We start from the raw sequence: 26,983 nt of genomic DNA on the forward strand, positions 1-26,983 counted from the left end.
TAAACTTTTAATTATCTCATTTTTCAAACTGAAAATAATTTCCCCGTTTTCTGTTGTTGTCCTATAATAGCGACACATAATAAAATAACAGATAGGGCTAAATACACCATTGGCTGTGCTGTTGATAATCCTAAAAAGTCTAAATATGGAATATCATTAACTGGACCTAAATACCACCATAACATATAAATAACTTCAAACAATTTACGGGAACCACTCCATATTCCTAGTGCCAGTGCTAAGGTTGGAATAAATACAATGCCACAAAGCCATGAGATAAGAAATTCAGTTTCCCCAGATAAGATAAACTTAACCAAAAGACCACTTGAAATCATAAAACTAACAATAATTCCCGAAATCCAAGTTGAAAAAAACTTATAAAAAGGAGAACAGCTAGAAATAATAATTTGATCGGTATGATAAAATTTTTCTCTAGTTATCATTTGTGACCAAATTGCAATTGGCCAAATCATAATTAATGGTAACCAGTTTTTTGAAATATGCAAAGGAACCAGTAAACCAAACGCAATAAGTCCAATAGCAATTACATACCACCAAATCGTAAAACCTTTCAACATAAGTAACAATTCAGCTTTCAACATTCTTAGCATACTAACGCGATTACTTCTCGTAATAGAAGTTAATATAAGTTGCTTATTGTTCTGCTTCGTTTCAAGAACTACTTCACTTCTTTTACCAAATTCATTTACCTTTGCTAATAAACCATTTTGAGAATGAGATGTATTGAATCTCTTAAATAAAAAGGCAGTAATTATGATAAATAAAATTGCTACACCAAACCACATAAAACGAGTCAACAAAATTTCACTATTCCAATCGACCCCATCCCATTGAAATGTTTGTATTTTTCCATCTACTGGATAATACCCAAAACTTCCACCTTCTTCGCTTGTCTTTAAAAATTCGTATTTACTTGCCGCATCATGAAGCATATCCGATCTTATGACATCTAAACCAAATACGTCCCAATAACTGTTTGGGCTTGCAATTGCAATAATCCCCAAAAAAACCCAAAGGAAGAAGAATACAATATTTCCAATTACTCCTTTTAATCCCGGGCAAACATCAAAGAAAGTAGTAAGTGCCGCAAGAAGAGCAAGTGAAGGAAAAACAATATAAAGGATGGGATATAAATATCCACCTATTTGGAAGGAAAGATCCTCCCCACGTATAAATTGCATGATAATAAATGCAACAATTAATACTGTCTCAATAGCAAGTAATACAACAAAATTTGAAATAGTTTTACTAAAAATGTACCGTAAATTACTAATTGGTGATGAAGCAATTAGTTGCCCTACTCCTAATCGCTGATCATCAGTAACTTGACTTCTTAGCATATAAAATCCAAATAGCCATAAAAGTAAGGAAGAAAGCATTGCTCCCATTCCGCCAAGCCAATATGAATTATATTCGCCTCTTACTCCACCAATATAAAACACTTCGTATCCTGAAGAAGCTGCTGGTACACAAGCATATCCTAAAAATATCGTTAATCCAATAACAATTAAGAAAGGATAGCTTCTCATTTGCCTTATTAAATTATTTTTAATTAAATAGTATAGATTAAATACATTGTTCAATTTGACCCTCTCCTAACGCAGAAACGTAATATAAGTATGCATCTTCAAGAGATGCAGGTATCCTACGAGCTGTAGAATGAGGTGCCTTATTTGAAACAATACGTGCATGAATACCGTCGCTACGATGAATCGCAGTACTTACCGTATATTTCTTTTGAACATGTATTAACTCTGAAACCGGTATTACCCACTCCCAAACTTTCCCTTCAACATGCTTTAAAAGCTGTTCTGGATGCATATGAGCTAGTAAGTTTCCTTTTGACAATAATGCAATGTCTGTTGCAATAGATTCAATATCTGTAACGATATGCGTAGATAAAATAACAATTCTATCAGAAGATAAGCTAGATAATAAGTTTCTGAATCTAATTCTTTCTTCAGGGTCTAATCCAACTGTTGGTTCGTCTACAATGAGCAATTTAGGATCGTTCAGTAAAGCTTGTGCGATTCCTACTCTTTGCCTCATTCCACCAGAATATCCACCTAATAAGCGCTTTCTGTCATTTGTTAAGTTCAATGCCTCGAGCAACTCATGGATACGTTTTTTGGAGGATCGTGCTGATAAGCCTTTCATTGCAGCCATATATTCTAAAAATTCCACAGCATTCATATTTGGATATACACCAAAATCTTGCGGTAAATATCCAAGTTGCGCTCGTAATTGATTTGGTTTTTTTTGAATATTAACTCCATCCCATGTTACATTACCACTCGTCGGTTGTTCAATTGTTGCTAAAATGCGCATCAATGTAGATTTTCCAGCACCATTTGGACCTAGTAAGCCCAAAACTCCTGGTTTCAAATGTAAACTACAATCATTCAGCGCTATTTTTTTATCATAAGCCTTTGTTACATGATCAATAATTAGTTCCATATCTTAACCTCCTCACCTTATAAAGCAAAGAATTGTTTCTACGATTGCATTTAATAAAGGTTTATTTGTAATCAGTATAGTCGATGAAAGTAAAATCTAAGTAAATTCCATACAAAATCCTCTTAAATTATATAAAAAAGGCCTATGAAGTAGCACTTTCATTAGTAATAGCAAACCCTCCAACTCTCTTAAATTTGAGATGGAGGTTCGCTTTTCTCTCCTATAGAAAATACATATTCCTATATGTAGTAATCTTTCACTTCATTTTCTATTGTTTGTAAGATCCCTTTTTTTTGTTTATGTAAAAAGAAATGATTTCCTGGAAACATCTCCACATTACATGATTTTATAGTCTGCTTCTTCCAGCTCGTAAGTTCATTCATAGAAACCTCCGTATCATCCATCCCCGAAAAAACAACAATTGAAGAACTTAAAGGTTGTTCTTCAATGTATTCATACGTTTCAACCGCTTGGAAGTCAGCACGAATCATAGGAAGAAAGAGTTGCATAAGTTCCTCATTTTCTAGCACTTCTTCTGGTGTTCCATTTAATTTTCTTAATTTACTTATAAATTCTTCTTCTCTTAAATTATGGATAGGTAGATTCACATTAGCGATTTGAGGAGCATGTCTTCCTGATACAAAAAGTTTTATCGGTTGCGGGCAGTTTCTACGCCTTAATTCTCTGGCCACCTCAAAACTAACAAGGGCTCCCATGCTATGTCCAAAAAAAGAAAAGGGATATTCTAATAAAGGTTCTATTTCATCAGCTATATTCCGGGCTAATTCAAACAAATCACAAATTGGTTCTTCTAATAACCGTTGTTCACGGCCTGGTAATTGGACAGGCCAGAGGCCAATTTCAGGCGACAAGCTCTCTCTCCAATTTCTATAAACTGACGTATTTCCACCAGCATAAGGAAAACAAAATAATCTTGTGCGAATTTTTGTTTTATCCTCTAGAGGAATAAACCACTTATTTTGAAGCGATACGATAGACATAAATTTTTCCTCCTTAAAATAAATAGTAATATAAAGTGGAACTTTTTAAAGTAGCGAGTTTTCTTCATCTTCTATTTCAAGCAAGCACTTGCGTATCCAGGATCTTACAAGCATTTCATTCTCGACCTAAATCCTTCACGAATTCTTAATCACGAGCATTACTATTAATTAGTACAGCATAAGAATAATTTAACTTTTATTCTTCTTTATATAAAATTTACGTGCTTTTTATTTTCATATTGTATATTTGTTCTATCTCACTTATATATAATTTATTAATCGAAACTACTATAGGTTGAGAATACTTTTGCTGCTCATTAGAGCAAGATAAAAGAATGACCTTCAACTTTAAAAAATTGAAGGCCTTGATATGGTGTGCTACTGTCAATCAATACTGTAGTAGTTCCTTATTTTCACAATGTTGAATGATTTCTTTTAAATAATATTTATAGCGCTTCACTAAATTTTCTATTGTCACGTAAGAGAATAGATGTTTATTAAATCGAAAAGTAAATTCTAGCTTACCATCTACAACATAACCATTAATATCTAATTTGTAATTCCAATTCATCATAGGATCTATTAAGTCTCCTAAAGGCATGGATGATGATTGAATTTCTTCTTGCTCTAAACCATTTTGAAATTGCCCTAGATAATTAAACATAATTTCAGGCTGTAAATTAAATTCTATTGATTCTTTTTTCTCCTGTGGAGTTAAAAATCTCAAGATACTATAACCAATACCTTTATTAGGTACTTGACGTAACGTTTCTTTTACACTTGGAATAATTTGTGATAGATTATTCGTTTCCAAGTTGAAAATGATTGGAGAAAATGATGTAAACCACCCTACAGTGCGCGTAACATCTACATTATCTATTACTTCTTCTCTTCCATGCCCCTCCATATCGAAAGAAACTTTACTACTATTCGTCCATTCTTTAATGGTAAGTGCTAAAGCAGCTAATAATATATCATTAATTTCCGTATTATACGTTGCATGAACTTGTGTAAGTAACGGTGTGGTTTCTGCTTCGGTTAACCGTAAATCAATCATGTCCATTTCTTTAAACATATGGCTGTAATCTAATGAGGCATTTTCGACTGGCAACTTGTCCACACTCTCATTTAATAATCTCTTCCAATATGGAAGTTCTTTTAAAAACATATCACTACTTGCGTATTTTTCTAACTCTCGACTCCACATTTGAAAAGATGTAGTCTTATCCGGAAGAATGTATTCTTCTTTATTAAGTTCGGCCATATATAAATTCTCGAAATCTTCCATAATTACTCGCCATGAAACAGCATCAATAACAAGATGATTAATAATAATTAGTAAATGATCCTCTTGTTTCGTTTGGAAGATTGCAGTCTTTACTAAAGGACCTTCGCTTAAATCAATACTTCTTTGTAAAAGATTTGCTTCTTGTTGAATTTTATTTTCTACATGCTCTTCATTTGTCAAATCTAAAATTTTCATCGTAAAGTGACTTCCACTTATTCCTTGATTCACTTGCGTAATACAATCTTTGCCGTTGACATATACCATTCTAAGTGCATCATGATGCTCAGTAATTTTCCGAATAGCATTTTGAACAGCTTGTATATTCCACCCTTTTTCATTCATTAACATTACTGCTTGATTCCAATGAGAGGGATTACTAGTAAGCTCAAAAACCCAATTTTGAATAGGTGTCAAAGTTGTTTCTCCTGTCACTATTTCATTTTCTGTTTGAGCATGATGCTGTTGTACATAGTGAGCTAATTCATAGATTGTTGGATATTCAAATATATTTTTAATTTGCAATTTCAAATTATATTGTTTAAGCTTTGCAGCTATTTGTATAGCTTTAATAGAATCTCCACCAATTTCAAAAAAATTATCATGGATACTAACTTGCGTTACTTCTAAAACCGCTGTCCAAATCTCTTCTAAAATTCGCTCTTCCTCTGTTGTTGGTAAAACGCACAAAGAATGATCAACAACAGGTTTTGGTAAAGCCTTCACATCTAATTTTCCATTAGCTGTTAGTGGAATATCTGCTATCTCAATAAAATAGGACGGAATCATATAGTTTGGTAAGTCCATACTTAAATATCGGCGAATTAAAGACACCGAACATGCTTTATCAAAAACAATATATGCATACAAAGACTTATTCTTATTTTCTTCCTCAACTGGAATAACTACGGCCTCTTTAATATTTTCATGCTGTAATAACCTTTCGGTAATCTCATTTATTTCAATTCGATGTCCCCTTATTTTTACTTGATTATCGATTCTACCTAAGTATTCAATATTTCCATCAGAAAGCCATCTTGCTAAATCACCTGTTTTGTACATTTTTGTCCCAGGCTCAAATGGATTATCTATAAATTGTTCCTCTGTTAATTGTGAACGATTTAAATATCCTCTAGCTAGTCCCTCTCCACTTACGCACAATTGTCCTGGTACACCAATTGGTTGCAATTGGTTGTTTTTATCTACAATATATACTTTGGTATTATGAATAGGTTTTCCAATTGAAATAGATCTTACTTCTGGGTTTAAATGTCCAAGCGTAGCACATACTGTTGTCTCAGTAGGGCCATAGGCATTTATAAAATTATACTTCCTTCCCCATACTTGGACTAAATCTAACGAACACGGTTCTCCCGCTGTGACAATTGTAACTAAATCAGGAAAATCTTCATAAGGCAAGGACCTTAATACGGATGGCGGGAGTGTTACTGTCGTAATTTTATTCTCCTTTAACCATTCAGTAAAACCTGTACCTAACAATTGCTGCTTATCTTCTATATATAGTGTAGCACCCGAGATAATAGCAGGGAATATTTCCCAAACCGATGCATCAAAACTAAATGATGCAAATTGCAATACTCGGCTATCCTTATCAATCTTTAATTCTTGTGCAATCAAGCACAGATTATTAACACTATGATGTTTGATCATTACTCCCTTAGGTTTTCCAGTCGATCCTGATGTATAAATAACGTATGCTAAATCATCAGCAGCGTTTATTGTCTCTATGTTTTCTCCGTTTTCTTCATATAGCTGCTCATTATTTACATTTATAATCTCTCCATCAAACACGGTCGGTTTAGAAGTCTGCTCTTGTACCAACAAGAATTTTGTCTTACTATCTTCTAATAAATAATGAACCCTCTTCATTGGATAAGTAGCATCAATTGGCAAATAAGCGCCCCCAGCTTTTAAAATACCAAGTACTCCGACAAGCATATCAAGTGAAGGATAGGTCATAATTGCAGCTATCTCATTTCTCTTTAAACCTTTTTTTCGTAATACACGAGCTAATTGATTTGCACGCTTGTTCAGTTCATAATACGTATATTTTTTTTCTCCACTTATAGCTGCAATACGGTGAGGCGATTTTTCTACCCGTTCTTCAAACAATTCTATAATTGTTTTTTCCTTCGCATAGTTAGCAGTTGTATTATTAAACTCCAATAATAGATTTCTTTTTTCTAAAACAGTCAACATGTCTATTTCTTTAATCGCGACACTTGGATTATCAATAATTCGCAATAAAATTTGTGTGAAATGTTCAACCATCCTCTCAATAGTCTCATCTTTAAACAAATGTTTATTATAAGTGAGATTACATCGAATTACTTCCCCGTTATCGTTTAATTCCCAAGCTAAATCAAATTTAGATGCTTGATCTTCCATTTCAAAACTGGAAATAGCTAATGCCGGTATTTCCAGACTCGCTTTTCCTCCTGTATCTTGTAGAGTAAATATTGTTTCAAATAATGGATTCCTGCTTATATCTCTTTGAATATCTAATTTTTCTAACAGTCTCTCTAATGGATATTCAGAATGTTCATATGCATTAAATAGGTTTTCCTTTATTTCAGCAATTAATTCTTTGAAGGTTGTATCTCCATCTACCTTCGTTCTTAATGGTAAAACATTCGCAAACATTCCTACTGTATTTTCTATATCCCCATTCAATCTTCCAGAAAGTGGTGATCCGATTATTACATCCTCTTGCCCTGTATATTTGGACAACAATATATTGTATGCAGCTATTAAAGATATATAAAGCGTCGTTCCAGTATCTATTGCTAATTTCTTTAAATTTACAACAACTTCTTTATCTAACTCAAACAGCAAATTACGGCCATCAAATTTTTGAATAGATGGTCTGACGTAATCAGTTGGTAAATCTAAAATTGGTAACTCTCCCGAAAATCTTTCTATCCAATAAGCTTCCACTTCTTTAAACTCTTCAGATTGAAACCATTCTTGTTGCCACATTGCATAATCAATATATTGAATTTGTAGAACTGGCAATAACTTATTTTGATAAAGTAAGGATAAGTCTTGCATAAGTATGTTAATTGAGATGCCATCAACTATAATATGATGAATATCAAATAATAAAATATGATGTTGATTACTTATTTTAACTATCCTAGCACGGAATAAACTATCTTTTGCAAAGTTAAAAGGTTTGATAAAATCATTTAACATTTCTTCAAAATTTAGATTCTGAGCTTCTATATACGGTATATTAATATCTATATCGGCATGTATTTTTTGAACTAGCTCTCCATCCATAAGATAAAAAGAAGTACAAAGAACTTGATGCCTTTCTATTAGTAAATGTATAGCATTACGCAATTGCTCTACATCTAGATCTCCTTTTACATCAAAAGCAAAAGGAACATTATAACTTAGACCTGTATTATCAAATTCTTGTATTGCATAAATTCTTTTTTGTTGAGAAGTAACAGGATAATATTCTTGTTGTATTGCTGGTCGCATTCTTTCACTTGTATGAGACTCTAATTCTTGTATATAAGCAGCCATTTCTTTTATCGTCGGACGTAAAAATACTTCTTTAAGCGGAACTGCTACCTCTAATGTTTTGTTGATTCTAGAAACTAGCATAGTAGCTTTTAAAGAGTGACCGCCTAGTTCTAAAAAGTTATCGTGGACTCCAATTTGTTCAATATCCAAAAGTTCTTGATAAATTTGCGATAATGCAAATTCAATTGCTGTTCCCGGAGCTACATATTCCACCTCTGTACTTCTATAGTTCATCGGTTCTGGTAAAGCTTTACGATTTACTTTTCCATTCGAAGTTACCGGTATCAATTGTAATTCAATGAAATAAGATGGCACCATATATTCCGGTAAATTTCCAATCATATACTGACGAATTTTTGATACATTACATGTTTCATCACTTGTAAAGTAAGCACATAAATAACTCATTCCTTTATTATCTTTACGTGCTACAACAATACCCTCTTTTATTCCTTCATATGTGAGTAATTTACCTGTAACTTCTCCTAATTCAATTCTGTGGCCACGTATTTTCACTTGATCATCTATTCTTCCTAAATACTCCATCTCTCCATTTGGCAGCCACCGTGCAAGATCTCCAGATTTATACATCCGTTCGCCCGGTAAAAATGGATTTTCAATAAAGCGCTCCCTCGTTAATTCCGATCGATTTAAATATCCCCTACCTACCCCTTCTCCACTAACATACAGTTCACCTGGTACACCAAGAGGTAGTAGTTTTTTATTTCTATCCAAAATATACGCTTTTAATGTCGGAATAGGAGTTCCTATATTGCTGACATTTCTCTCAATTTCCTTAGTATTTATTTCCTTATACGTAACATGAACCGTTGTTTCAGTTATTCCATACATATTAATTAATTTTGTTGCAGGATATTTTCCTTTCCATTCCTTCAGTTGGCTTGGAACTAATGCTTCTCCTCCAAATATAATATTTCGGACACATACATCTTTTTCATTCTCACATAACATTTCCTCATTTGATAGTACATAAAAAGCTGATGGTGTTTGATTTAAGACTGTTACTCTATGTTCTTTTAAAAGTTGAAGGAATGCTGTAGTATCTCTTGCTACATTAGGTGGAACAATAATTAATTTCCCTCCATATAATAAAGCACCGTACATTTCCCAAACAGAAAAATCGAAACACATCGAATGAAACATCGTCCAAATATCATTTGCATTAAAATCAAACAAATTATTATCATTAAATAGCAACCGTACTACATTACGATGTTCTATCATTACTCCTTTTGGATTTCCAGTAGATCCAGATGTATATATAATATAGGCTAAATCAGAAGGCTCATTCAAATTCAAAAGATTTGTAGTATTTTCCTCATCCCAGTTTATCTCTTCCATCACTATAACTTTCCCATTATAATGTTCTGGAATAATTTCACTTTTACAAACTAATAATATATCAGTTTCACTATCTTCTAATGTATATTGAATACGTTCTGTAGGATATGACGGATCAATCGGGAGATACGATCCTCCAGCTTTTAATACACCTAAAATACCAGCTATTAACTCTAAAGAGCGATCCATTAGGATTCCTACTATTACTTCTCTTCCTACCCCATTCCGTTGTAATACTCTTGCGACTTGATTAGCTCTACTATTTAATTGTTTATATGTCCAATTTTCATTGTTATATACTAATGCCACATTTTCAGGATTCTGTCTTACCTGTTCTTCAAATAGATCTTGAATAGTCTTGTCTTCTGGATAGTTCGCATCCGTTTGATTAAAGTCAATCATAAGAAGATTTTTTTCTTTCTCAGGTAAAATCTCTATATCACGAATAAGAGTATATGGATTCTCTAAAATACTAACTATTATCTTTTTCAAATGCTGAGATATATTTTCTATAAATTCTTGTGAATATACTTCCTGATTAAATTCAAAACTAACTGTTAATTTTGAATTTGGATGAACAATAACACTCAAGTCATAATTATTCGGTTCAAATGATCCCCCTTCTACAAACGAGAAGCCATTTTTCTCACTTTTCTGTTTCACTGTATCCATAGTAGATAAATAATTTTCAAACACTATAATATGATTAATGAGCTGCCCGAAGCAGTCTGAATCCACTTGAATATCAGACAAAGAAATATACTCATAATCCTTTGCCTCTATATTCATTTGATGCACTTTGTATAATAAATCAACGAATGAATCCTGTTTTTCGTTTTTCACTCGTACGGGTAGCGTATTAATAAATAATCCCACAATACTTTCAATATTATGAATTTGTGTAGGGCGCCCTGATACAACCGCACCAAAGACAACATCATCTGTTTGGTTATATTTTTGTAATAACACTCCCCATATCGTTTGAAATACGCTATTCAATGTAACTTTATGCTGCTTTGCAAATTGTTCTAACAAATATGTTATTTCTTCATCTAACTGAAATTTCACTTCACCAAATGTATATTTATGACCATTTCCTTCTATTTGTTGAGGCACTACAACGCTTTGTTCATATCCACTCAAATATCTTTTCCAAAATCCACGTCCTTGATCATAATCTTGGTTATTGAGCCATTTAATATATTCACTATAAGGCATTACACTTTGAATTTCGATTTCTTGTCCATTCATACGTTGTTGATACATGGTAAGTAAATCATCAAACACTAACCCCCAGCACCAACCATCCATTAAAATATGATGGAAGTCCCAAATCAATTGATATTGATTTGGGACGACCTTTATAAGTGATAAACGAATTAATATATCACGTGTTAAGTTAAATCCTTGTCTATAACTATTCTCTCTAAAATTTTCAAGATATTGTATTTTCTCCTCTTCCTTCAAGTGAGAAATATCTTCAAAGTGTAATGATGCTTTTCTTTCTTTTAATACAACCTGAATCGGTTTATTTAATTTCTCGTAAAGAAACACAGTACGCAAAACATCATATTTTTGTATAATTCCATTAAAGCTTTCTTCTAAAATATTAGGATCAACTACCCCATATAAATTTGCATATCCCTGTACAAAATGTGAAGGAGCCTCTTCGTCTTTTAGTGCATGAAATAACATTCCTTTTTGCATTGGAGAAAGCTCATATAAATCTTTTATATTTCTTTTATCAAACATCGGATTTCACCTCATAAAATATAAATATAGTATTTTATTTTTGTAGTGATTCGAAAATATCGTCTAGCTCTTCTAATGTAAGATCATTTACACTAAAGTCACTCGGTGTTGCCTCTGATTCCGTTTGATTCATACAATGATGTATAAAACAAAGAAGATTATTCTTAAAAGATTCGCTTAGATTTTGAATTGTTTTATTGTGATAATGTTCTTTACTGTAAGCAAAAATAATCTCCATCTCTCCATTTATAACCGCACAATTTATGTCTAATTTATATACCTCTTTAGATGAAGCACTATTGGCTTCTCCTGTTGAAATATTTGACATAATAAACTCTTCTGCTTTTTCACCCTGTTGATCAAATTCTCCTAAGTAATTAAACATAATCTCCGGTTGTAACGAAAACGTATAGTTGTCCTTTCGTTCTGCGTTAGATAAATATCTTAAAATCCCATATCCAATTCCTTTATCGGGAACCTTCCTTAATGTCTCTTTTACTGTTTTAATAACTTGTGATACACTTAATCCCTCTAAATTACATATAACAGGATACATAGAAGTAAACCAACCAACTGTTCTCGTTAAATTTACCCCTTCAATAATCTCTTCACGACCATGTCCCTCAAGCATAATTGCCATTCTCTTTTCCTTCGTCCAGTCATGGATTGTGAATGCAAGCACCGCTAATAAAATATCATTTATTTCTGTTTGATAAGCCGAATGTACTTGTGTAAGTAAAGATTTTGTATTTATTTCATCAATAACCAGCTTTACATGGTTTCCATGCCCAGTTACATCTGAATCAACCGGTAATGGAGCAATATGTGTTTGATCCATTTCTCTCCAATAAGGCAATTGACTTATTAACTTTTTACTATCCGCATACTCCTTTAATTCTCTACTCCACGCCTGATAAGACGTTGTTTTTAACGGTAAGTCAATTTCTTGTTTCCTCATAATTTGTTGATAACAATGAGAAAAATCCTCCATAATAATTCTCCAAGAAACACCGTCAACAATTAAGTGGTGAATAATAATGAGTAAATAGTCACCTTTTTGGGATTTAAAAAGCGCTAACTGAACAAGTGGCCCTTCTTCTAGCGTAAAACTTTGATGCAAACGATTTGCTTCTTGCTCAATTCGACTTTCAATATCTTCTTCGGTTGTCAAATCAAACATATGAAATAAAAAGTCCGTCTTACGTATACTACGATTTATTTGTGATCTTCCCTCTTTAGTATGCTTAAATACCATTCTTAGTGCATCATGGTGCTCCATTATTTTACAAAACGTTCTTTGAATTATATTACTATCCCATTCTTTTGGATGATGTAATAATACAGCTTGATTCCAATGATTCTCATCTATCATTTTTTGTTCAAAAAACCAGTGCTGTATAGGCGATAATGCCACTTCACCTTCTACTGAATCCTGACTTATTTTCATTTGGCTCATTCGAATAAAAGGAATTATCTCGCTAATAGTCGGGTGTTTAAATACTTTATTCATTTCTACCTTTAAACCATGTTGATTCAATTGTGCTACAACGTGAATCGCCTTAATTGAATCCCCCCCTAATTCAAAGAAATTATCTTCAACACCTATCCGCTCAAGCCCTAATACTTTTTTCCAAATTTCCGCTAGAAGAATTTCCATTTCACTATTAGGAGCAATGGATGTTTCAGATACTCTTATTTGTGTTTCAGGTGCCGGAAGCTTGCCACGATCCAGTTTTCCATTATGTGTTAACGGCATAGATTGTAACTCTACAAAATAAGAAGGAATCATATAATCCGGCAATCCTTGCGCAAAATGTTGACGCATCTCAGTAATATTCCATGTGCCACTAGAAGTAAAGTACGCACAAAGATATGAAGATTCTGAATGATCATTACGTGCTATTACAACACCATCCTTGACTTTTTCGTGTTTAAGTAATTGACCTGTTACCTCATCTAATTCAATCCTATAACCTCTTATTTTCACTTGATTATCTATTCTACCCAAATATTCAATATCCCCATCAGGCAGCCATCTTGCTAAATCTCCTGTTTTATATAATTTTTCATTTGGTACGAAAGGGTTTGTTATAAATTTTTCTTTTGTTAAATCTTCTCGTCCCATATACCCACGAGCTAAACATTTCCCACCAATACATAATTCTCCTGGAACGCCTACAGGCTGCAGCTTCCCGATAGAATCCATAATATATAACGTAACATTATGAATTGGTTTACCAATTGGAACAATGTCTAGTTCTTTGTTCATCGGACAATTAAAATAAGAAACGTCAACAGTTGCTTCCGTAGGACCATACAAATTATAAAGCAGTGTTTGGTTTACATTATTCATTGTGCTTCGAAAGCGAGAAACTTGATCAGCAGTTAATGCCTCTCCACTTGTAAAAACTCGTTTTAAGGTAGTTAATCTTTTTAATCCTTCATTTTCCTCCAGATACTCTAAAAACACATTAAACATAGATGGGACAAAATGAATTGTTGATACTTTATGCTCGTGGACCGCCTTAATAATTTGTTCAGGTGACTTTTCACCATCAGGTACTAATACATGCACGCGTGCCCCAACAAAAAACCACATAAACAACTCCCATACAGAAACATCAAATACAATTGGTGTTTTCTGCAGTAACACATCATCTTCATGAATGTCATACTCATGAACCATCCATTGAACTCTATTTAAAACAGTGTGATGCTCAATCATTACTCCCTTTGGTTTCCCGGTTGATCCTGATGTATATAATACATATGCTAAATCAGCACCTTCATTTATGTGCTCTAGATTTTCTGCACTTCCTACGATTCCATTCTTCTCATCTAAACAAATATGTTCTTCTACTAAATGATTGATATGTTGAGATAAATGTGTTTGCGTTAATATAAGATCAACATCACTATTCCTAACCATATATTGAATTCTCTCTTCAGGATAAGCTGGCGAGATTGGCATATATGCTCCGCCCGCTTTTAACACACCTAATATTCCTATCATCATTTCCAAAGAACGTTCCATAAAAATACCAACAATATGATTTCTATTAATTCCTTTATCACGCAACATATGTGCCAATTGATTAGCAAGCTTATTGACCTCTTGATATGTTAATTTATCATTACCAAACTCAATAGCTATATGATTTGGTGTCTTTTCTGCCTGTTCTTCAAATATAGAATGAATTGTTTTATATCTTGGATATTCGTGTTTAGTGTTGTTAAATACTGTTAGTATTTGTTCCTTTTCACCAACAGTTGCTAGTTCAATATCTTGTATTAACATATCAGGACTTCGCATCACCTGTGACAAAATATGAGAAAATTGATTTGTCATACGTGCTATGGTATCTTCACTAAATAAATCTGTACTATACTCTACTAAGATTTCAATTTTTTCTTCCTCTTTCACATACCATGTCAAGTCAAATTTAGAGTTTTTCCACTCCATATTATGCACTTTGTAAGTGACACCTTCAAATTCATGCTCCATTTCTTTTTGGGCATTCTCTAAAACAAACATTGTATCAAATAGAGGATTTCTACTTAAGTTACGTTGTACATTTAATCTCTCCACTAATTTCTCAAACGGATAGTTTGCATTCTCAGAAGCCTGAATCACACATTTCTTTACTTTTTCTAAGAAACCTCCAAACCGTTCTGTTCCTATTGGGTAATTGCGCAACGCTAATGTGTTAGCAAACATCCCTATAATAGGTTCTAAATCCAAGTGAAAACGCCCAGCAATTGGGGAACCAATAACTATATCCTCCTGCCTTGTATACTTAGATAAAAGCACATTGTAGGAAGCAAGCAACATCATATAAAGCGAAACGTTATTATGCTTTATAAATCGATTTAATTCTTTCCCAACTTCCTCTTGTAATGTAAAACTAAATACATCTCCCTTATATGTTTTAGTCGCAGGACGCGGATAATCTGTAGGTATTTCTAAAACAGGAATTTCTTCCTCAAACTGATTTAGCCAATATTCTTCCTGTTTTTTCATCTCATCTGTATCCATAATCTCTTTTTCCCATGCGGCGTAGTCTTTGTATTGAATTCGCAACTCTGTCAGTTGATTTCCTTTATATAGTTCTATCATTTCTCTCATCAAAATATCAGCTGACATTCCATCAGAAATAATATGATGCATATCGATTAATAATATATATTTTGTATGAGTAAGTTGAACGAGCTCCACTCTTAATAAAGGAGCGGATTCTAATCGAAACGGTTGCAAGAATGATTGCATTATGCTTTTCCATTCCAAATCAGCAGCTTTTCTATATTTTATTGTAAATGGAACTTCATCAACTATTTTTTGCACCAACTCTCCTTCCATCAAATGAAAAGAGGTACGAAAAGCCTCATGTCGTACTACTAATTGTTGAAAGACTGTTTGTAAACGCTCAATATTAAGCTCACCAGTTAATTCAAATACAAGAGGCATGTTATAAGTTGTTCCTTCTCCCTCTAATTGCTGAATCGCATACATTCGTTTTTGAGAAGATGACACAGGGTACACATCACGTTTCTCTACAAGTGAGATTGGTTTATATTCATTTTTCTCCATTCCCTTTATATAATTTGCAAGTTCTTTAATGGTAGGACGTGCGAATATTTCACGCAATGGAACTTCTATATGAAACAATTTATGAATGCGCGAATGTAGCATCATCGCTTTTAATGAATGTCCCCCTATTTGAAAAAAATGCTCTGTTGTTCCGAGCTGTGTTCTCCCGAGAACTTCCCTCCAAATTTGCAAGAGCCCCTCTTCTACATCATTTGTAGGTAGCACCAGCTGATTTTCATTTCCTTTATAATTTTGTGGTGCTGGCAATGCTTTCTTATCCACCTTTCCACTAGGTGTAAGAGGCATATAATCAACTTCTATAAAATAGGATGGTACCATATAATCTGGTAATCTAGCTGTTATATACCGTTTTATATCAGAAGCTGTATATCCTGTGTGTGTCACAAAGTATACACAAAGTTCCGTAGCATTTTGTTCATTTTGATAAGTAGTAACAATCGCTTCTTTTATAAAATCACAGTTGGATAAAGTTAACTCTATTTCCCCTAATTCAATACGATACCCTCTTATTTTCACTTGATCATCGATTCTTCCAAGGTATTCAATATTCCCATCTGGAAGAAATCTTGCTAAATCTCCTGTTTTATACATTTTTTCTCCAGGTATAAAAGGATTATCTATAAATTTTTCTTCTGTTAAATCTTGACGATTCCAATAACCTTGAGCTAATCCTTCTCCTCCGATACATAATTCACCAGCAATTCCAACTGGCTGAAGTTGTAAGTCTTCGTTGACAATGTAAGCTTTTTTATTACATATTGGTTTTCCGATATGAATTTTCTCAGTATCATTTTGAAATACTGCAACTGTCGCATCTACGGTAGTCTCAGTAGGTCCATATGCATTGACAAATGTACGGCCCTTTCCCCATTTCTCGATTAAATCTTTTGTTAATGCTTCTCCTCCTGTACGAATCGTTTGTAATTGCGGTAAGTCTTCATAAGGTAATACTCGTAGCATAGATGGAATAAATTCAATAGTTGTAATGGCCTCTTGTTTTAACCATTTCACAAACTTCTCACCAGATAGAAGAAATTCTTTTGTTATCAGATATAATGTTGCACCATTTAATAATGAACCAAAAATCTCACTTACTGATGTATCAAAACTAAAAGATGCTACTTGTACAGTACGAGCTCCAGCACTGATTCCATATAATTCTGCCATCAAACTTAGATTACATACTGATTTATGCTCAATCATTACACCCTTTGGTTTCCCGGTAGAACCTGATGTATAAATCATATAAATTAAATCTTTAGAATCATTAATATGATCTAAGTTATCAGAATCATAATCTTCTAGCGAAAGTGTATCTATTTCAATCGTTTCTCCTTTATATCCCGAAATAGACCTTAAGCCACTTTGTGTTAGCAAAATTTTAGATTTACTATCTTCCAACATATGTTCAATTCTATCTATTGGATAAGAATAATCAATAGGTACATAAGCAGCTCCAGCTTTTATAATTGCTAACACACCAACTATCATTTCAATAGACCGATCTACCATGATAGCAACAAATTCATTTCTCGTTATTCCTTTTTCTCTCAATAAATTTGCTAGCTGATTTGCCTTTTCATTTAGTTCTCGATACGTAAGCTTTGTTTCTTGAAATACTAAGGCTATATTTTCTGGAGTTTTGCTTACCTGCTCTTCAAATAATTCATGAACTGTTTTTTGCTGTGAGTAATTCTTTTCCGTATAATTAAACGTTTCTAATATTTCATTTTTTTCTAGATCAGAAATAATTTCAATATTTTGCAGACTTATATTAGGCGTAGCAGTTACTTGTTCAATAATCATTTGAAGATGACTAGCCATTCTTTGAACAAACTCTTCAGCATAAACTTCTTGATTAAAATTGAATACAACCTCTAATTTTTCACCCGGATAAATCGTGATATCAAAATCATAATTCGTCTGTTCAAAAGCCTCTATATTTACAATCTTAAATCCATGTGTAGCAGTTTTATCTAATGCTTCTAAATCTAACGGATAATTTTCGAACACTAACACATGATTTAACAATTCCTGATGTCCCAAAGCATTTCCTTGAATCTCTGATAAAGACATATAGTCATACTTATTAGATGCAATAGCAGACTGCTGCATTTCTCTTATTACATCAATAAAACAATCTGTTTTATTGGTATTTACACGTACAGGAACTGTATTAATAAATAGCCCTACCATTTCTTCGATACCTTTGATTTCTGATGGCCTTCCAGATACAACTGTACCAAATACAACATCATTTGTTCTGTTATATTTTTGGAGTAAAATACCCCAGACCACTTGAAAAGCCGTACTTAAAGTCACTTGATTTTCTTTTGCTAATTGGGATAACTTAGCAGTTAAAACCTTTCCTAAATCAAATTTATAATTTGCTCCCTTATAATTAGCATTTTGTTTTATGATATTTTGCTGTGGGACACCACATAGTTCTTCATATCCTTCTAAATAATGATTCCAATATTCACATGCCGCTTCATTATTTTGCTTTTTTAACCATTTTATATACCTACTGTATGGTAAACTTGCATCTATCGAGAGCTTTTCACCATTTTTTCTTTGGTAATAAAATGTAAATAAATCTTCTAGAATAAGGCCTAAACACCATCCATCCATCAAGATATGATGATGACTCCAAATCAGCCTATATTTTTGTTGTCCTACCTTAAATAATGAAAAACGAATTAATACATCTTGTGTTATATCAAACCCTTTATTACGATCCTCTTGCTTAAACGTTTCAATATAATTATTTATTTCGTTTTCATGTAATTGAGACAAATCTTCAAATTGAAGTGTCACTGTACGTTCTTTTAAAACTACTTGGACAGGCTGTTGAAAGTTTTTATGAATAAAAACAGTACGTAAAATATCATATTTTTGAATCAAACCATTCAAACTATCTTCCAGGTAAGAACAATTCAGCTCACCTTCAATCGTTAATTCCATTTGTTCAAAATAAGCATGCGAATCTTTGTCCTTTAAATAGTGAAACAAAATACCTTGCTGAAGCGGAGACAATTCATACAAGTCTTTAATATTCTTCTTTTGTATCATACATATATCACCTCAACTAATAAAATATTTTTAATATCAAAAACTATTTCAACTAACATTGCATATTTTATATTTAATATCTCTGTGAAGATTATTGAACAAAGCAGGGAAAGATCCCTAGCTTTGTCTCAATACCTTCTACAAACTTTAATTTAATGATTCTAAAAAGGAACCTAGTTCTTCTAAATCTATATCAGTTGTACTAAAATCACTAGGAGTCAATACTTCATCTTCTCGTCCTTCGCAATGGTGTACAATCTGTATTAAATAATGAATATACATATTTGCTATATTTTCAATCGTTTCTTTATAATACATATTGGGATTATATCGGAAAATAAAGTTTACTTCTCCATTTACAACCATCCCATTTATTTCTATTGCAGCTGTGATTTTTGTACAAGGATCCATACATTTCCCTATCGGTATAGAAGTAAAGGCTAATCCTTCCACTTCATTTTCATCATTAAATTCACCTAAATAATTAAAATTAATTTCCGGTATTTTTCCTGAGAATACTTTATTTTCATCCTTAGATACATTTGGATATTTCAATATGTTATAACCTATCCCTTTGTTAGGAACTCTCCGTAATGTTTCTTTTACTTCTTTAATCGCATTCGATAAATCTGTATTTTTCAATTCAAAAATTACTGGGTAAATTGAAGTGAACCAACCTATTGTTCTTGTGATGTTAACTTGTTCAATAATATCTTCTCGCCCATGTCCTTCTAACATAACCGATACCCTATTTATTCCCATACACTTTTGAATCGTGAGAACAAGTGCACTCAATAATAAATCATTCACTTCAGTACGATATACACGATGCACATTTGTTAAAAGAGGTTCTGTGAATTTTTGTTCTAGCATAACCGTTACTACTTCACTATCTTTTAAAGCATATTGATCAGGAGCATCCATATCTTTTTTCAACGAAGGAACAACCCGTTTATCTATATCTTTCCAATATGCTAACTCTTTTCTCATGTTCTCACTTACTCTATATTCTTGTAAACATTTACTCCATGTTAAATAAGAAGTTGTCTTAGCCGTGAAAATTGGCTCCTTACCATCGTTCACCATTTCATAACCATTATAAAAATCTTCTAAAAATATACGCCATGAAATCCCATCTATCACGAAATGGTGAATAATAATTAATAAATAATCACCATGCTTTGTATGAAATAGCCCACTTTGTACAAGAGGTCCGCTTTTTAAATTGATGCTCTTTTGAAGAAGATTGGCTTCCTTCTCAATCTTGTTTTCTATATCTTCTTCATGTTTCAAATCAAAAACATGTAATTGAAAATTTTCTTTATCTAAGCCCGCTAAAAATTGAGTTTCTTTATTCTTTCCTCTCATTCGTAAAGCATCATGATGTTCTACTATTTTCTCCAATATTTTTCTAACACTTTTTTCATTCCATCCTTGTTTATTCTTTAAAATCATTGCTTGATTCCAATGGTTATAGTTATCTATATTTTGTTTGAAAAACCACTCTTGAATAGGTGTTAGAGGACCTTCCCCAAAAACAATACCTTGTTCAACCTCCGTCTGATCTTTTTTCACTTCGGGTGCCAACTGAGCTATAGTAGGATATTCATATAAATCTTTTATATCAAGCTTATAATTATGATGGTTTAGCTTAGCTGCAATTTGAATTCCCTTTATCGAGTCTCCACCTAACTCCAAGAAATTATCATTTATCCCAATTTGCTCTATTTTAAGAACTTCAGTCCATATTTCTACAAGGAGCTGTTCCATATCATTTCTAGGTGCTACTCGTTCTATATTAGGCTGAATTATTTCCTTAGGTTTGCGCAACGCTAACATCTGTCTATCTACCTTATTATTAGGAGTTAATGGGATTCTCTCAAGCTCTACAAAATAAGAAGGAACCATATAATCTGGCAATACAGATGTTAAATACTTTCTCAACTCTAAAATTGTACATGTGTTTTGAAAAACAACATATGCACATAAATATGTTTGCTGATTTTCATCTTTCCAGTCCATGATTGCTACTTCCTTAACAGATTTATGTTTAAGAAGCACATTCATAATCTCCTCTATCTCTATTCGATGCCCTTTAACTTTCACTTGATGATCTATTCTTCCTAAAAATTCAATATTCCCATTCGGTAGCCAACGTGCTAGATCTCCTGTTCTATAAATATATTCACCTTTTTCAAACGGATTAGGGATAAACTTTTCTTTTGTTAAATCTGGACGATTCCAATATCCTCTAGCCAATCCAATTCCACCAATACATAATTCACCTGGAACACCTATTGGTTGTAACTGGTTTTGCTTGTTAATAATATAAATTTTCTTATTAGCGACAGGTTTCCCAATTGATATAACATTATTCTGATTAGATAGTGATGCAAAGGTAGCTCCAATTGTAGCTTCTGTAGGTCCATAAGCATTAATCAAATTGTATTTTTTTCCCCACAATTGAACTAATTCTTTTGTACAAGACTCCCCTGCCGTAACAATTGTTTGCAAATCAGGAAGCGAATCATATTCCATTGCTCTTAGCAGACTTGGAGGTAACGTAACAGATGTAATTCTGTTATCTTTCAGCCATTTTGTTACATTTAAAAGCAACGTTTCTTTCGACTCAACATATAAAACGGCTCCTGTAAGCAACGTATGGAATATTTCCGCTACAGAAGCATCAAAACTAAATGAAGCAAATTGTAAAACACGAGCTCCCTCTTTAATCCCGTATTCCTCAGCAACCAGGCTAAAGTTACATACTCCTTGATGCTCGATCATAACTCCTTTCGGATTACCAGTTGAGCCAGAAGTGTAAATCATATAAGCTAAATCCGACGGTTTATTAATGATTTCTAAATTACTTGTTTCTCCTTGATAGTATTGAGCAAGGTCTATTCTCAAAATTTCTCCTTCGTATTCTTCCGGAACACGAATTGACTCTTGTGTAAGTAACAATTTCGCTCCACTATCCTGTAGCATAGTATAAATACGATTTGATGGATATTTTGGATCGATTGGAATATAAGCTCCTCCAGCTTTTAATACCGCTAATACACCGACGACCATTTCAATAGATTTATTCACCATAATTCCAACAAACTGATCTCTTGCTATACCTTTTAAGCGCAAATACCTCGCCAATTGATTTGCCCTTTCATTTAATTCTTTATATGTCATATTTTGTTGTTGGAAAACAACTGCAATATGATTCGGAGTTTTCTTTACTTGTTCTTCAAACATTTGTTGGATTGTATGTTCGTTAAGGAATGATTTTTTCGTTTCATTAAATTCTACTAATAGCTGCTTTTTTTCTTGCATTGTAAGAATATTTATTTCATTTAAATTAATATTGGGATTTAAAACGATTTTCTCTAAAATATTTATAAAGTGCTGTGCCATTCTTTGAATGGTAGTATCTTCAAACAAGGATGTGCTGTACTCTACCGAAACCTGCATTGTGTCGAAATCATAAATTTCCCATGACAAATCTAATTTAGATTGCTTCCAATCTAATTCATACTGATTACATAAAGCACTTGGAATTTCCAGTTTAGAGTACTCCATATTTTGCAAAATAAACATTGTGTCAAATAGTGGATTTCTACTCACGTCTCTACGAATATTGAGTTCTTCAATAAGCTCTTCTAATGGATATTCACTATGTTCGTAAGCATCGATTACAGACTCTTTCACATTAGATAAGAATTTATTAAACGTTTGATCATCTTTAGAAATGTTCCTTAATGCAATTGTATTGACAAACATACCGAATACAGAATCCAAATCCACATGTGTTCTACCCGCAATTGGTGAACCAATTACAATTTCATTTTGTCCTGTATATCTTGCTAGTAAAACATGGTACGCTGCAAGCAACACCATATATAAAGTAGCTTCCTGCTCACTAGCTAGTTTTCTAAGCTGAGCTGATAGTTCTACTCCAATAGAAAAATTAATTTTTTTCCCCTCAAAGGTTTGCACAGGAGGACGCATATAATCTGTAGGAAGCTGTAATATAGGTAGTTCCCCATTTAATTGATTTATCCAATATTTCTTTTGCTTCTCCCATGTATTCTGCTGTACAACATTTTGTTGCCAAGCAGCATAATCTTTATATTGAATCTTTAATGGCGTTAATACTTCTCCTTGGTATAGCTGAGAGATTTCTTTGTACAACAATCCCATCGATATTCCATCAACGATAATATGATGAATATCGATCATAAAAATATACTGTTTATCTTTTAATTTAACTATTGCAGCTCTAAGTAACGGCGCTTCACTTAAAACAAATGGTTTTATAAATGAAGAAATTATCGTATGAATATCTTCTGTAGATTCATGATACAAAAGTTTAAAATCTACTTCTGATTGTACTTTTTGTACTAATTCCCCATCTATATAATGAAACGATGTTCGTAATGTTTCGTGTCTTTCAATGCAAGTATGAAGTGCATATTCTAACCTAGCTATATCTAGATCTCCTTCTATACGCCAAGCATTACAAATGTTATAACTCGTATTAGATTCCTTGATTTTTTGAATTGCATACAGCCTTTTTTGAGCTGAAGAAACTGGATAATATTCTCTTTCTTCAATACTAGTAATTTCCTTATACTCTTTCTCCTTCTCTAAACTAGCTATATATTGCGACAATTCTTTAATTGTGGGATTTGCAAAAATAGATTTTATAGAGATGTGAATCCCGAATTCTTTGAAAATAGATGCAATTAATATCATTGCCTTTAAGGAATGCCCACCTAAATGAAAGAAATTATCATTAACACCTACTGCCCCTATGTTGAGCACCGATTTCCACAGAGAGGTTAATTTTTCTTCCACTTCATTAGAAGGCGCCAAAAAGTGCGAATCTATTTGTATATCTGGATTTGGTAAAGCTTTTTTATCCACCTTCCCATTCAATGTAAGTGGCAAAGAATTTAGTTTAACAAAGTGAGAGGGAATCATATAGTTAGGTAAGATACCCGCTAAATATTCTCTTAATTTAGAGACTTCACAACTCCTGTTCATAACTAAATATGCACAAAGGTAAACTTGATTATGTGCATCATTTTTCGTTATCACAATGGCTTCCTTAATATCGCTATAATTCATTAGACATTTTTCAATTTCCCCTAGTTCAATGCGGTGTCCCCTAATCTTTACTTGATGATCCGCTCTTTCTATAAACTCTATATTCCCATCAGGCAGCCAGTACCCTAAATCTCCTGTCCTATAAATCGTATCCCCTGATATAAATGGATGAGCTACAAATTTTTCCCTTGTTAAATCTAAGCGATTTAAATATCCTTTTGCTACTCCATCTCCACTAATGCAAATCTCTCCTATAGCATATGGAGGTTGCAATTTATTATTTTTATCTAATACATATATTTTTGTATTACTAATTGGTTTTCCAATAGGAACTTTTTTATTTTTCTTCACTAGATCTGTAACTTCGTAATACGTGGCATACACAGTTGTTTCAGTTGGCCCGTACATATTTAAAATGCGACCTTCCCCAAGTAATTCAAATGCTTTTTGTACATGTTTAATAGATGCTTTTTCTCCGCCAAATAGTACTTTCTTTAAATTTTTCAAACATGCTATGTTCGTTTCTACAACAACATTAAATAAAGCTGTTGTCATAAATAAAATCGTAATGTTTTGTTTCTGAATCATATCTCCTAATTTAAATGGATTTAAAGCCGTATCTTTGGTTACCAAAACTAATTTTGCACCATTCAATAATGCACCATATATATCAAATGTAGAAGCATCAAAAGCATAATTTGATAACTGAAGTATATTATCTCTATCATTAATCTCAAGGTATTTATTATTAACAATCGTTTTAATAACATTACGATGTGATGTTAAAATCCCTTTTGGTTTCCCAGTCGATCCTGAAGTGTAAATAACATAGGCTGTATCGTCTGATGTATTTATCTCTAATACATTACTGTCATTTTCTTGAGAAAAATCTAGTTCATCTATTATTAGGCTTTCATTTTTATATTTACTTATCTTTTCTCTATATGTCCCCTCAGTCAACAACAACTGCACCTTACTATCTTCTAAAATATAACTAATACGCTCTTGAGGATATTCAGGATCAATAGGTACATACGTCCCGCCAGCTTTTAGAATACCTAAGGTTGCAACTATCATTGCAGGAGATCGATCTAATAGTACTCCTACAAAATCCCCTGGTTGTATACCGCTTCGACGTAGAATACGTGCTAATTGGTTAACCCTTTGATTTAATTCTTCATATGTCATACTGGTATCTTTATATACTAATGCTATATTTTTAGGTGTTTTATTCACTTGTTCTTCAAATAAGCAAGAAATCGTTTTATTTTTAGGATAATCAGCATCTGTGTCATTAAACTCAAACAAAATTTGATGTTTTTTCTGTAACGTAGTAAGATTCAAATCTTTCATTAAGACCATTGGGTCTTCTAAGATTTGGTTCATAACATAGTTGAAGTTCTCACACAAGTCTTCTATAAATTCTTTCGTATATACGTTTTTGTTAAATTTGAATTTCAATGCTAATCCATCATTCAGCGATACATATACATTAAAATCAAATTCTGCTATCTCTGAAATTTCATACTCTATAGTGCTTTCATCTCGAAATTGATCCAAAGAAAACGGTACTTCCTCTTTTTGAAAGAACATAGCATTTGTTATATAGCCCTCTCCTTCAAAATCAGATAATAATGGGTGATTAAAATTTCGAGATTGAATAGATTCATTATGTATCCTTTTTAACAATCCACTAAACGATTCGTCCGTCTTATTTTTAATACGCATTAACATTGTATTATATGTTTCAATTGGACCTCCTTTTACATTTGTACCAAATATTACATCATCGCAATTGTTATATTTTTGTAAAAGAATTCCCCACATGGTTTGTAATACTGTACTTATGGATATATGAGTTTCTTGTTCCATTTTTACTATTTTACGAAACAACTGTTCTTCTATTATTAAACTAACTGTCTCCCAATTGGGACTATACCCCTCTTTGCTATATTGCTTGGGTATTTCAACAATCTCTTCATAATCTGCCACATAACTTTCCCAATAAGAAAGCACATCTTGCTTTTCATTTTCTTGTATACAATCCTTCTTTTTTATTTTGATGTTCTTTTGTATACCTCTTTCAAAATAATACATGCTAAATAGCAATGTTAATATGTTTTGAATTGATTCTATTCCAATTTTCTCAAAATAAAAATTAACAACAAATTCATACTGTTCTTTATTAATTTGAAAAATCGTAAAATCTAAAAAAGAATCCTCTTCCTGATTTCTTTTTTCACAAAATATTTTCTTTTCTTGATCCCTATACTGCATTTTTTCAACTTCAAATTCACTATAAAAAGCAACTTTTATCTTCTGTCCCTCTAACAGTTTCAACTCATTTTCTTTTTCGTGAGATAAAAGATATCGCTTCCCTGCAACAATCTGATCAATTATGTTTAAAAATTGCTGAAGCTCAAATTTATCATGAAAATTGAAGCGAATTTGTTTAAAACATAAATTCCTTTCCCTTATTGGCAATTGATCTGTATTATGTTTCAACATCAACGAAGAATAGTTATTTTTCAATTCCATCGCTAAACTCCTTCCTATATTTCCATCAACTACGAATTATTTTCTAATCATACACTGTAAAAAAAAAAATTTGTAAATATAAACTTATCTACATAACTTTCTTTTGATGCTAGCACCTCTATTCTTTATTACATATAAATAAAACAAATCAAAGAAGTAATTTTTAAAAGTCATAACATAAAAGTTTACTTTTCACATTACTTATGTGGGAGGCGTTTAACTCGAAAA

General features: G+C 32.6%; 6 protein-coding genes. All 6 read right to left on the minus strand.

The features are described 5' to 3' along the window. Positions 1 to 23 precede the first annotated feature (23 nt). Complete coding sequence (locus AAIE21_RS06270) at positions 24 to 1,604, minus strand: hypothetical protein (RefSeq protein WP_343265972.1); 1,581 nt, start codon at positions 1,602 to 1,604, stop codon at positions 24 to 26. Further along, a complete protein-coding gene (locus tag AAIE21_RS06275; protein ID WP_343265973.1) occupies positions 1,588 to 2,478 on the minus strand; it encodes an ABC transporter ATP-binding protein in 891 nt (296 codons plus the stop codon). Before AAIE21_RS06275 ends, AAIE21_RS06270 begins: the two co-directional genes overlap by 17 nt. 239 nt (positions 2,479 to 2,717) lie before the next feature. After that, positions 2,718 to 3,479 (minus strand): thioesterase II family protein, encoded by a 762-nt coding sequence (locus AAIE21_RS06280; RefSeq protein WP_343265974.1) that lies wholly within the window; start codon positions 3,477 to 3,479, stop codon positions 2,718 to 2,720. 388 nt (positions 3,480 to 3,867) lie between these two features. Next, positions 3,868 to 11,433, minus strand: coding sequence for an amino acid adenylation domain-containing protein (locus AAIE21_RS06285; RefSeq protein ID WP_343265975.1), 7,566 nt, complete (start codon positions 11,431 to 11,433; stop codon positions 3,868 to 3,870). 34 nt (positions 11,434 to 11,467) lie between these two features. Further along, positions 11,468 to 19,114: an amino acid adenylation domain-containing protein gene (locus tag AAIE21_RS06290; RefSeq protein WP_343265976.1), complete on the minus strand. Its 7,647-nt coding sequence runs from the start codon at positions 19,112 to 19,114 to the stop codon at positions 11,468 to 11,470. 147 nt (positions 19,115 to 19,261) lie between these two features. Further along, positions 19,262 to 26,755, minus strand: a complete 7,494-nt coding sequence (locus AAIE21_RS06295; protein WP_343265977.1) for an amino acid adenylation domain-containing protein — start codon at positions 26,753 to 26,755, stop codon at positions 19,262 to 19,264. Positions 26,756 to 26,983 lie beyond the last annotated feature (228 nt).

It is taken from the genome of Paenibacillus sp. 102, from assembly GCF_039549175.1.
Classification (GTDB): domain Bacteria; phylum Bacillota; class Bacilli; order Bacillales; family Bacillaceae_G; genus Bacillus_A.